This window comes from Nonomuraea rhizosphaerae, from assembly GCF_019396405.1.
Taxonomy (GTDB): domain Bacteria; phylum Actinomycetota; class Actinomycetes; order Streptosporangiales; family Streptosporangiaceae; genus Nonomuraea; species Nonomuraea rhizosphaerae.
In genome coordinates this window covers 1-10,786 of sequence record NZ_JAHKRL010000034.1, presented here as the reverse complement: position 1 = coordinate 10,786, position 10,786 = coordinate 1, and the positions used below count along the sequence as shown (strand labels likewise).

General features: G+C 72.0%; 12 protein-coding genes. 9 read left to right on the top strand and 3 right to left on the bottom strand.

The window, feature by feature from the left end; all coding sequences use genetic code 11:
- Both KME77_RS01635 and KME77_RS01630 read right to left on the bottom strand, forming a co-directional pair.
- Positions 1-375 (bottom strand): ATP-binding cassette domain-containing protein (locus KME77_RS01635; protein ID WP_219460818.1); only part of this gene is annotated, 375 nt, incomplete at its 3' end.
- Positions 372-1,379 carry a sugar ABC transporter substrate-binding protein gene (locus KME77_RS01630; RefSeq protein ID WP_219460816.1) on the bottom strand — a complete coding sequence of 336 codons (1,008 nt, stop codon included), beginning with the start codon at positions 1,377-1,379 and terminating at the stop codon, positions 372-374. The genes KME77_RS01635 and KME77_RS01630, both read right to left, overlap by 4 nt.
- Before the next feature lie 306 nt (positions 1,380-1,685).
- Between KME77_RS01630 and KME77_RS01625 the strand changes: the two genes are divergently transcribed.
- The 4 genes from KME77_RS01625 to KME77_RS01610 all read left to right on the top strand — a co-directional run bounded on the left by KME77_RS01625 (position 1,686) and on the right by KME77_RS01610 (position 5,827).
- Positions 1,686-2,369 carry a TetR/AcrR family transcriptional regulator gene (locus KME77_RS01625; protein WP_219460813.1) on the top strand — a complete coding sequence of 228 codons (684 nt, stop codon included), beginning with the start codon at positions 1,686-1,688 and terminating at the stop codon, positions 2,367-2,369.
- 99 nt (positions 2,370-2,468) lie between these two features.
- Positions 2,469-4,094, top strand: a complete 1,626-nt coding sequence (locus KME77_RS01620) for a long-chain fatty acid--CoA ligase (RefSeq protein WP_219460810.1) — start codon at positions 2,469-2,471, stop codon at positions 4,092-4,094.
- 6 nt (positions 4,095-4,100) lie between these two features.
- Positions 4,101-4,643, top strand: a complete 543-nt coding sequence (locus KME77_RS01615) for a cupin domain-containing protein (protein WP_219460807.1) — start codon at positions 4,101-4,103, stop codon at positions 4,641-4,643.
- Positions 4,644-4,681: 38 nt separating this feature from the next.
- Entirely contained in the window at positions 4,682-5,827 is a 1,146-nt protein-coding gene (locus KME77_RS01610) for an acyl-CoA dehydrogenase family protein (RefSeq protein WP_219460802.1), read from the top strand.
- Between the two features lie 54 nt (positions 5,828-5,881).
- On the opposite strand, the gene KME77_RS01605 is transcribed toward KME77_RS01610, so the two are convergent.
- A complete protein-coding gene (locus tag KME77_RS01605; protein WP_219460799.1) occupies positions 5,882-6,628 on the bottom strand; it encodes a nuclear transport factor 2 family protein in 747 nt (248 codons plus the stop codon).
- Positions 6,629-6,709: 81 nt separating this feature from the next.
- On the opposite strand from KME77_RS01605, the gene KME77_RS01600 reads away from it, so the two are divergent.
- From KME77_RS01600 to KME77_RS01580, 5 genes are all read left to right on the top strand, one after another.
- On the top strand, positions 6,710-7,285 hold the full coding sequence (locus KME77_RS01600) for a TetR/AcrR family transcriptional regulator (protein ID WP_308250495.1): 576 nt from the start codon (positions 6,710-6,712) through the stop codon (positions 7,283-7,285).
- 108 nt (positions 7,286-7,393) lie between these two features.
- Positions 7,394-8,215: an MOSC domain-containing protein gene (locus KME77_RS01595; protein WP_219460795.1), complete on the top strand. Its 822-nt coding sequence runs from the start codon at positions 7,394-7,396 to the stop codon at positions 8,213-8,215.
- A 164-nt stretch (positions 8,216-8,379) separates the two neighbouring features.
- Positions 8,380-9,600 (top strand): cytochrome P450 family protein, encoded by a 1,221-nt coding sequence (locus tag KME77_RS01590; protein ID WP_219460791.1) that lies wholly within the window; start codon positions 8,380-8,382, stop codon positions 9,598-9,600.
- A 56-nt stretch (positions 9,601-9,656) separates the two neighbouring features.
- A complete protein-coding gene (locus tag KME77_RS01585; RefSeq protein ID WP_219460788.1) occupies positions 9,657-9,794 on the top strand; it encodes a hypothetical protein in 138 nt (45 codons plus the stop codon).
- The coding region (locus tag KME77_RS01580) for a serine/threonine-protein kinase (RefSeq protein WP_219460786.1) at positions 9,791-10,786 on the top strand (996 nt) is incomplete at its 3' end. The genes KME77_RS01585 and KME77_RS01580, both read left to right, overlap by 4 nt.

Here is a 10,786-nt window from a genome sequence, read left to right as displayed (position 1 = left end):
GCGCCCCGCCGCCTTCCGCCGGCGGTTGACGAACGGCACGTCGATGTCCCCGAGCAGCATGTTGTCCAGCACGGTCAGCGCCGGTACGACGCTCAGCTCCTGGTCCACGAGCGCCACGCCCGCACGCTGGGCGGCCCGGCGGCTGCGCAGCTCGACCGCCTCGCCGCCGATCACGATGCGGCCGCGGTCGGGCGCGAGCTGCCCGGACAGCATCTTCACCACCGTGCTCTTGCCCGCGCCGTTGTGACCGCACAGGCCGTGGATCTCACCGGCGCCCACGGTGAAGGAGACCTCCCTGACCGCGGGGACGCCGTTGAAGGCGTGGGCCAGCCCCTCCACGCGGAGCAGGGGCTCGCCGGTCACGGACGGGCTCATGCGTGGCTGCACTGCTCGGCGAACCGGCTCACGTTCGCGGCGGTGACCCGTTCCTCCTGGACGGTCTCGCTGCGCGGCGGGTTCTTGCCGGTCAGGTACCGGACGACGTAGTCGGCGGTCTGCTCGGCGATGGTGCCCGGGTCCTCGGTGGCCGTGCCGTACAGTTCGCCCGCCTTGATGGAGTCGATGCCGGCCTTGAAGCAGTTGCTGCTGGTGACGATCAGTCCGTCCTTGCCGCCGATCGTGAAGCCGGCCTGCTTGGCCGCCTGGATGATCGGCAGGGCCATGTAGTCGGCCATGCCGTACGCGGCCTGCACCCCGTCCTTGCCGTGCTTGGCCAGGAGCTGCTGGGCGATGGTGCCGGAGAGCTGGGGGTCCCAGTTGGCGTCCTGCTCGTCGATGATCTTGTACTGCGGGGCGCTCGCCAGGACCTTCCTGAAGCCCTTCATGCGGTGCTGGGTGACGAGCATGGACTTGGTCCCGGTCAGGACGACGATGTCGCCGGAGTCGCGGCCCTGGGCCTTCAGGCCCTCGATGATGTTCTGGGCGGCGTACTCGCCGAGCTTCTCGTTGTCCGAGAGCACCGACATCACCGCGTCCGCCACCGACGGGTCGGGCGGGCCGTCGAAGACGAGCACCGGGATGCCGGCGGTCCCGGCCTTCTTGATGGGCACCGCCATCGCCGTGGTGTCGAGGATCGAGACCACGAGCAGGTCCGGCCGCTGGGCCACGGCCTGGTTGAACTTCTGGACCTGGGTGCCCGGGTCCATCGTCGTCATGTCGCCGATCTTCACCCCGGTGGGTGCCAGCCGTTCGGTGAAGACCTTGTTGAAGTAGGCGCCCCACGGGTTGCCGTTCCCGTAGCCGACCAGGGCGATCGTCTTTCCCGACAGCGACGCCGAGGAGGCGCCGCCGGACGACGGCGCGGCGTTCTGGCCGCCGCAGGCCGTCATCAGCAGGGTGAGTCCGAGTGTGCCGGCGGCGAGGGATCTGATGCGGAACATGGCTCTCCTTCGACCCTTCGACGTGGTGGGGGTGATGGCTCGCGCGGCCGGGCCGCGGGCGGCGAAGGGCGCGTACTCAGACCGACCTGTTCGAGGTCGCTGGCGCTCGCGCTGAATTTCTGGTGGTTACCGGGTGGTCCGTGGTTGCCGGTCCGAGTTAATAAGCGCATAGTCACCGAGGAGCATGCGACTGTCAAGGCTCACCTCTCGCGGGGCGGGCCGCGTCGTGCCGCCGTCGCGGCGGGACGGTAATGTCAGCGCGTCGAGGTCGGCACGGGGTCGAGGCGGGCACAGGGAGGATCGGGGATGGTCGCGAAGCGTCGCGGTCCACGGCGGGGTGGCAAGCCCCCGCTCGTCTGGCTGGACGAGCCGTCCACGGCGCTCTGGGACGAGGACCTCGCGGACGTGACCAAGGCTCTGCTGGGCTCCGCCGTCCTCTGCTTCGCCGAGAAGGGGTTCCAGGCGACGACGACGCGCGACATCACGGGCAAGGTCGGGCTGACCCCCGGCGCCCTGTACGTGCACTTCTCCACCAAGGAGGAGGTGCTGTTCGAGATCGTGCGCAGCGGTCACCGCCGGGCCCTGGAGGCCCTGCGGGCGGCGCTGCCCACCGGCGGCGATCCGGAGGGCCACCTGCGCCGGGTGGTCGCGGTGTTCGTGGAGTGGCACGCCGAGCACCACACGACCGCGCGGGTGTGCCAGTACGAGCTGACGCCGCTGTCGGCCGAGCACTACGAGGAGATCCTCGGCCTGCGCGCGCAGTTCAACACCATCTTCCGGGACGCGGTGAGCGGCGTAGTCGACGGCGCGACGGCCGATCCCGACGATGTCAGCCGGCTGGCGCGGTCGATCCTGTCGCTGGGGGTGGACCTGGTCCGGTGGTACCGGCTGGGCGGCACGGACACCCCGGCCTCGCTCGGCGCCTTCTACGCCGACCTGGCCGTCCACATGACCGCCGCCGTCCGCGGCCGGCGCCCGACCAGCGCTTAGGGCTTCTGCCGCCGCCCCGCCCTTGACAAGTACCGCCCTTGTTACTGACTATGCGCTCAGTAAGCGATGCGGCCGGGCTCCGGGAGGGCTGTCGACGAGATGTACGGCTTGATGCAGGAGCACGCCCTGGCCCTCCCCCTCGTCCTGCGCCGGGTGGAGCGGTACTTCGGGCACAAGAGAGTGGTGACGGGCCGCGTCGGCGGCGAGAGCACCGCCACGTGGGCCGGCGTCTGCGCGCGCACGCGGCGGCTGGCGGCCGTGCTGGACCGGCTCGGCGTCCCCGGCGGCGCCCGGGTCGGCACGTTCGGCTGGAACAGCCAGCGGCACGTCGAGCTGTACCTCGCGGTTCCGTGCTCCGGCCGGGTCCTGCACACGATCAACCATCGGCTCTTCCACGAGCAGATCCGCTACATCGTCGACGACGCCGCCGACGACGTGCTCTTCGTCGACCGGTCGCTGCTGCCCGCCGTGTGGCCGCTGGCCGAGTCCTTCACGAGCCCGCGGCACGTGGTGGTCATGGACGACGGCGCCGACGCGCCATTGCCCGACGATCCCCGGATCCTGGACTACGAGACGCTGCTCGCCGAGGTCACGCCGTTCGGCGGGGAGTTCGCCATCGCCGACGAGAACACCGCCGCGGCGCTCTGCTACACCTCCGGCACCACCGGCAACCCGAAGGGCGTCCTGTACAGCCACCGGTCGATGGTCCTGCACGCCCTGCTGCTGCTCATGACCGACACGTTCGGGATCGGCGAGCGTGACGTGGTGATGCCGGTGGTGCCGATGTTCCACGTCAACGCCTGGGGGCTGCCGTACGCCGCGATGCTGTGCGGCGCGGACCTCATCCTGCCCGGCCCGGCGACGCGGCCCGAGGAGCTGGTCTCGCAGCTGGAGCGGCACCGGGTCACCTTCACCGGCGCGGTCGCCACGGTGTGGCGCGGCCTGGAGCCGCTGCTGGCCGGCCACGACCTGTCCGCCCTGCGGATGATCATCTGCGGGGGCGGCGCGGTCGACGACGCGCTGTCCCGCTCGTACGAGCGGGCCGTCGGCATCCCGCTGACCAACGCCTGGGGGATGACGGAGACCAGCCCGGTGGTGACGGTGTCGCGGCCGGCCACCGTGCACGACGACCTGGACCCGGACGCGCGGCGCGCGGTCATCGGCTCCCCCGGCCCCGCGATCCCGCTCACCGAGCTGCGGCTGGCCGGCGACGACGGCGCGGAGATCCCGTGGGACGGCGTCACGCCGGGCGAGCTGCAGGCGTCCGGCCCGACCATCGCCGCCCGCTACGCCGGCGAGGAGCTACCGGGCCCGGCGTTCACCGGCGACGGCTGGCTCAGGACCGGGGACGTGGCCACCATCGACGCCCACGGCTACGTGCGCATCGTGGACCGGACGAAGGACCTGGTGAAGTCCGGCGGCGAATGGATCTCCTCGGTCGAGCTGGAGGTCGCCATCATGGCCGATCCCCGGGTCGCCGAGGCCGCGGTGATCGGCGTGGCGCACCCCCGCTGGGGCGAGCGTCCCGTCGCGTACGTGGTCCCCAAACCCGGCGCCGGCCTCACCTCCGAGGACGTGCGCGAGCACCTGACCTCGCACGTCGCCCGCTGGTGGATCCCCGAGCAGGTGATCTTCATCACCGAGATCCCCAAGACGGCGACCGGGAAGTTCTCCAAACGACAGCTACGCCTTCAGCACCAGCACGACGTCTCCCCGGAGGAGTGAGCGATCATGCCCATCCAGCCCCGTCTCATCGTCACCGGCCGCGAACCCGACGGGACCTCGGTGTTCGTCACCGACCAGCCCGCCGAGCCGATCTCCGTCGCGGCCATCCCCGGCTCGGACTTCTTCCTGATGTGGGGCACCGAGGACGGCCACGCCACGGTCGGCACCAAGCCGCAGCAGCCGGTGACCTTCCCGTTCTTCCCCGGCACCGGCGGCACCCGCATCCTGTTCCTGCGCTGGGCGCCGGCCTCCGCCGCTCCCGAGCAGCTCGGCGACCCCGGCGAGCTGGCCGCCGAGGCGGCCGGGAAGCTGCCCGGGCTGATGGACGTGTTCGAGCCCGACGCCCCCGGCATGCACACCACCGACACCGTCGACTACGGGATCTGCCTGGAGGGCGAGCTGTACCTGGAGCTGGACGACGGCAAGGAGGTCAAGCTGACCCCCGGCGCCTGCGTGGTCCAGCGGGGCACCCGCCACGCCTGGCACAACCGCGGCGATCGGCCCGCGCTGATGTGTTACGTGCTGGTGGGCGCCGAACGCGACTCCTGAACTTCCCGCTCCCGCGCTCCGCTCCCGGAAGGCCGCCTGTGGACCGACTGTTGTTCGACGACGACCACGACCTGTTCAGAGACGCCGTGGCCGCGTTCGCCTCGCGCGAGCTGCTGCCCCACCACGAGCGGTTCGCCGCCGAGCGGCGCATCGACCGGGCCGCCTGGCGCGCGGCCGGTGAGCAGGGCGTCCTCGGCCTGGAGGTGCCCGAGGAGTTCGGCGGCGGCGCGGCGGGCGACTACCGGTTCAACGCGGTCGCCTGCGAGGAGCTGGCGAAGGTGAGCATGGCCGTCGCGTCCTGCTTCAGCATCCACTTCGACGTGATCGCCCCGTACCTGGTGGACCTCGCCACCGCCGAGCGGCGGGCCGAGTGGCTGCCCCGCTTCTGCTCCGGCGAGCTGATCACCGCCATCGCCATGACCGAGCCCGGCGGCGGCTCCGACCTGGCCGCGATCAGGACGACCGCGCGACGCGACGGCTCGGACTGGATCATCGACGGCGCGAAGACCTTCATCACCAACGGCCACAGCGCCGATCTTGTCCTGGTGGCGGCGAGCACCGACGCGCGGCGCGGCGCCAAAGGGATCACGCTGTTCGCCGTCGAGGCCGGCACACCCGGTTTCCGGCGCGGCCGCAAACTGGACAAGATCGGCCAGCCCGAGGCCGACACCGCCGAGCTGTCCTTCACCGACGTGCGGGTGCCGGCCGCGAACGTCGTCGGCGAGGTCGGCCGCGGCTTCGTCCACATGATGGAGCACCTGCCGCGCGAACGCCTCGGCGCGGCGGTCTCCAACATCGCCCACGCGGCCCAGATCCTCACCGAGACGCTCGGTTACGCCCGCCACCGGACGGCGTTCGGGCAGCCGATCGGGTCGTTCCAGCACAACAAGTTCCTGCTCGCCGAGCTGGTCACCCGGATCGAGGTGGCGCAGGCGTACGTCGACCACTGCGTCCGCCTGCACGTCGCGCGGGCGCTCAGCGCGGCGGACGCCGCGAAGGCCAAGTGGTGGTCGGCGCAGGTGCAGAACGACGTGCTCGACGCCTGCGTGCAGCTCCACGGCGGGTACGGCTACATGAGCGAGTACCGGGTTGCCCGCGCCTGGACGGACGCCCGCGTGACCAAGATCTGGGCGGGCTCCAACGAGATCATGAAGGAGCTCATCGGCCGCGACCTCGGCCTCTGAACCAGGCCGCCCCGCGACCTCGGCCCGCCCTCGTCCCAGCCCCCCTCGTCCTCGTCAGGCCTTCACGTAGCCGCGTGCCTCGACGATCCGGCCGGCGCGGATCCGGATGAGGTTCACGCCACGCAGACGGTCCCGCTCGCCGTCGCCCCACTGCAGCAGCCACGGCTGGACCGCGAGGTCCCCGCGGATCTCCGCCGTCTCCGGCGTGAAGCGGAGCGCGCGGTCGCCCGCCAGCTCGGACCACCGCGCCAGGCACGCCGGGCCGCCCTCACGGCGCACTCCGTCCGGGGCCGGGCCCGAGTCCTCGATGACGCAGTCGTCCGCGATCAGGTCGGCCAGAAGCCCGGGGTCGTGCAGGCGGAAAGCGTCGTTGTACCGGTCAAGGACCTCTCGGGTGGTCCGCTCGACGCCATCGGTGCCGGTGTCGGCGGCCAGCGGGACGCCCCCGGTCTTGACGTACCCGAGGGCTTCGACGATCAGCCCGTCGCTCACCCGCAGGAGCGTCACGCCGCGTACCGAGCCGGAAGGGCCCTCGCCGAAGCGGTAGCGCCAGCGGATCGTGGCCCGCTCGCCGGAGACGGTGACCTCCTCCGGCTCGAACCGGGTGGCGCGGTCGGCGGCGAGGGCCCGCCAGAACGCCAGGCAGGCATCACGTCCCTCGGTGCGGGCGCCGTCGGGAGCCGGCTGGATGGCCTCCATCACGCAGTCCGCCGCGATCAGGCCGGCGAGCCCTTCGGCGTCATGGTCGGTGAAGACGCGGTTGAAGCGGTCGACGGTGTCGGCCGTCGTACGAGTCGGCATGTCGGACCTCTTTGTAGATAGACCGTTCGGTCTATCGACCATATAGACCGGTCGATCTACTCGTCAAGTAGACTGGACGCCGTGACCACACGCACCGCGCCAGGCCCCCGGGAACGCCTGCTGGAGGCCGCCAAGGAGCTGACCTACCGGCAGGGCATGGGGGTGGGCGTCGACGCGCTGCTGAAGGCGGCGAACGTGGCCCGGCGTTCGCTCTATGAGCATTTCGGGGGCAAGGACGGGCTGGTCACCGAGGTCCTCCGGCTGACCGCCGCCGAGGACGAGGCCGCGTACGAGCAGACCATGCGGGCGGCCGGTGACGACCCGCGCCGTCGCCTGCTGGCCGTCTTCGACTGGCTCGGCGAGATCATCGAGGAGCCGGACTTCCGCGGCTGCCGGTATCTCGCCGCCGAGCTGGCCCTGACCGACCCGGAGCATCCGGGGCACGCCGTCACCCGGCGGTACCGTGAGCGCGTGCACGACCTCCTGGAGGCGGAGCTGCGCCGGCTCGGCCACCCGCGACCGGCGTACGCCGCCGATCAACTCCTGCTGCTGATCGACGGCACCCTGGCCGTCGGGGCCACCCGGCCCGGCACGCATCCCGCCGCGGCGGCGCGGCAACTCGCGGAGCAGATCCTCGGCGAACCCCGCCGATCCTGATCCGGCGGCCACGCGCCTGCCGGGCCACAGACCCCGGGGTGCGTCCTTCCGGGCAGTCGTGGGCACGCTCCCATATCCCCGGAGAGCGCTTTCTCCTACGCTTGCCCCATGGAGTTAGCGGAGATCCGCACCTACCCCATCAAGTCCACTCAGGGCATCCTCCGCCCGTCCGCCCGCATCCTCCCCTGGGGCCTGGAAGGCGACCGCCGCTGGGCCGTGGTCGATCCGCTGGGAGAGGTGATCTGGGTGGGCGAGCACCCGCGCTTCCTCTCGGTCTCGGCCACGGAGACCCCCGAAGGCGGCCTGCACCTGTCGGCCAAGGGCATGGACGACCTCAGCGTCCCCCCGGCCACCGGCGCCATGGTCCCGGTGGGCGTCTCCACCCTCGACCGGGCCGTGCTCGCCCACCCCGACGCCCATGAATGGTTCACCCGGCTGCTCAGCAGGCCCGCCCGCCTGGTCTGGCTGGACGACCCCGGCCGCCGTACCCTCACCGAGGAGCACGGCGAGATCATCGACTTCGTCTGGGAGGCGCCTCTCCTGCTCGTCTCCAGGAGTTCGCTCCGGCGCCTGGACGACTGGATCGCCGAGGGCGCCATGGAACGCCAGGAGCACCCGCCGGACCCCCTCGACATGACCCGCTTCCGGCCCAACGCCGTCATCGAGGGCGCACAGCCCTTCGTGGAGGACACCTGGACGTCGGTCCGCATCGGCGAGATCGACTTCCACGTCTCGGAGCTGTGCGACCGCTGCGCCACCACCCTCTGGGACCCGGCCACCCAGGAGCGCGGCAAGGAACCCCTGAGAACCCTGGCCAAGCACCGCCGCTGGGACGGGAAGACCTGGTTCGGCATCCGCCTGGTGCCCAGGAACCTCGGCGAGCTGAGAGTCGGCGACGAGGTCCGGCCCGGATGCCGGCCGCCGCGATGAGGGCAGGTCTCCCGTCGCAACGCCGCGCCTGTAGTTCCCAGCCCTCGTCGCCGACTGTCAGGTTCGACGGTGCGCTCAACGGACATGAGTCGTCGCCTCGCGGATCGCCCCGGTGAGCGCGGGTGAATAGGTTCCGATTACCGACCTCCACCGAAGGGCGTCCCATGACCGTCGACCTCCCCTCCTTCCCCGTCGCGGACGAGGACCCGCTCCGCACCTGCCTCCGGTTGCGGGAGATCGCCCCGGTGGTCGAGGTGAACTTCTCGGGGGACGTGCCCGTCCATCTGGCGCTGACGTACGAGGCCGCGCGGCAGATCCTCGCCGGGGACGACAAGACCTTCCTGAGGGACCCCCAGAACTGGCCCGCCCTGTACGACGGGACGATCGCCGAGGACTGGCCGATGCGCGCCATCATCCAGGGCGGCCACCTGGCCGCCATGGACGGCGACGACCACCGGCGGCTGCGCGGGCTGATCGGCCGGGCGTTCACCCCGGCCCGCGTGCAGGCCATGGAGCCGCGCGTCCAGCAGATCATCGACGGCCTGCTGGACGACGTGGCGGCGACCGGTGACGGCGTCGACCTGGTGCCCGCCTTCACCGAGGCGCTGCCGATGTGGGTGATCTGCGAGCTGTTCGGCGTACCGCCGGAGGACCGGCTGCGGCTGCGGAACTGGACCGCCACGCTGATGGCGCACACCACCTCGCCGCAGGAGGCGTTCGCCACGCAGAAGAACCTGCAGTCCTACCTGCACGCGCTGGTCGAGCTCAAGCGGCGCGAGCCGGGCGACGACCTCACCACCGGCCTGGTCCAGGCCCGCGACGAGGGCGACAAGCTGACCACCGACGAGCTGGTGGGCGTGCTGTGGGTCATGCTCGTCGCCGGTCACGAGACCACCGTCCACCTGCTCGGGCACGCCATCGTCGCGCTGTCCCGCGACCCCGCCCAGCTCGGCCTCGCCAAGGCCGGGGACCGGTGGGCCGACGTGGTGGAGGAGACGCTGCGCCACCGCCACTCGGTGCTGGTGGTCACCTTCCGCTTCACGGCGCAGGACGTGACCGTCGCCGGGGTGGACATCCCCAAGGGCAACGCGGTGAGCGTGGTCTTCCGGGCCAGCGGCCTCGACCCGGCGCGGTTCGGGCCGAGCGCGTACGACTTCGACCTCACCCGCGAGCAGATCGGCCACCTCGGCTTCGGCCACGGCCCCCGGTACTGCATCGGGGCGCCGCTGGCCCGGCTGGAGAGCCGGCTGGCGCTGGCGTCCCTGTACCGGCGCTTCCCCGGCCTGAGCCTGAGGATCGCCCCCGGCGACATCCCGTACTCACCCTCGTACTTCACGATCGGGCCGCTCTCCCTGCCGGTCGACCTCGGCGCCGCCCGGCCCTGACCCCGGCGGCCGCGAAGGTCACGATCGCCTGAAAGCGCGTTCTCCCGTACGCGAGAATGCCCGCTGTGATGGACGACGAGGCGATCTACCGCGACTGCGTACGAAAGACCATCAACGGCGCCCCGGCCGGCCCCGGGCAGAACGCGGTCCCCAGACCGCGGGACCCCGGCGTACGCGGGAGCGGGTCGCTGTGAGCGTCGTCGCCGGCCGCTACCGGCTGCTGTCCCCTCTGGGGCAGGGCGGCATGGGCACCGTCTGGCGGGCCGCCGACGAGCTGCTCCACCAGGAGGTGGCCGTCAAGGAGGTGCGCCTGCCGCCCGAGCTGGACCAGGCCGCCCGTACGGAGCTGACCGAGCGGACCCTGCGCGAGGCCCGGGCCGCGGCGCGGCTGCGCTCCCATCCGTCGATCGTCACCGTCCTCGACGTCGTCATGGACGGCGGGCGGCCCTGGATCGTGATGGAGCTGATCAACGGCCGCTCCCTCGACCAGATCGTCCGCCAGGACGGGCCGCTGCCGCCCGGCCGGACCGCCTGGGTGGGACAGCACGTGCTCGACGCCCTGACGGCCGCGCACTCCATGGGCGTCCTGCACCGCGACGTCAAACCGGGCAACGTGCTGCTCACCGGGGACGGGCGGGTCCTGCTCACCGACTTCGGGATCGCGACGCTCGCCGGCGACGTGGCGCTGACCCAGACCGGCCTGCTCAGCGGCTCGCCCGGCTACATCGCGCCCGAGCGATTACGTGGCGAGTCCGACGGTCCCGCGGCCGACCTGTGGTCGCTCGGGGCCACCCTGCACACGGTGGTGGAGGGCGGTCCGGCCTTCTCCGGCATGAACGCGGCCGCGGTGATGGCCGCCGTCCTGCTCCACGAACCCGCGCCCGCCCGCCGGGCGGGGCCGCTCGCCCCCGTCCTGGCCGCCATGCTGGTGAAGGACCCCGCCCGCCGCTGCACCGCCGCGCAGGCCGCCGCCTGGCTGCGGGACGTCGCCCAGGGCAACCCGATCCACGGCGATCTGCTCCAAGGCGGCATGGCTCAGGGCAACATGGCTCAGGGCAACATGGCTCAGGGCAACATGGCTCAGGGCAACATGGCTCAGGGCAACATGGCCCAGGGCACCCCGATCCGGGACGACCAGGTCCGGGTCGAGCCGACGGCTCCGGGACGCCGGCGGGGGGGCGCGCCC

What these genes read in the sequence shown, in the direction of transcription:
- KME77_RS01630 (WP_219460816.1), bottom strand. Translation starts at nt 1,379, where the DNA reads ATGTTCCGCATCAGATCCCTCGCCGCCGGCACACTCGGACTCACCCTG.
- KME77_RS01625 (WP_219460813.1), top strand. Translation starts at nt 1,686, where the DNA reads ATGGTCGCGAAGCGTCGCGGTCCACGGCGGGGTGGCAAGCCCCCGCTC.
- KME77_RS01620 (WP_219460810.1), top strand. Translation starts at nt 2,469, where the DNA reads ATGTACGGCTTGATGCAGGAGCACGCCCTGGCCCTCCCCCTCGTCCTG.
- KME77_RS01615 (WP_219460807.1), top strand. Translation starts at nt 4,101, where the DNA reads ATGCCCATCCAGCCCCGTCTCATCGTCACCGGCCGCGAACCCGACGGG.
- KME77_RS01605 (WP_219460799.1), bottom strand. Translation starts at nt 6,628, where the DNA reads ATGCCGACTCGTACGACGGCCGACACCGTCGACCGCTTCAACCGCGTC.
- KME77_RS01595 (WP_219460795.1), top strand. Translation starts at nt 7,394, where the DNA reads ATGGAGTTAGCGGAGATCCGCACCTACCCCATCAAGTCCACTCAGGGC.
- KME77_RS01590 (WP_219460791.1), top strand. Translation starts at nt 8,380, where the DNA reads ATGACCGTCGACCTCCCCTCCTTCCCCGTCGCGGACGAGGACCCGCTC.
- KME77_RS01585 (WP_219460788.1), top strand. Translation starts at nt 9,657, where the DNA reads ATGCCCGCTGTGATGGACGACGAGGCGATCTACCGCGACTGCGTACGA.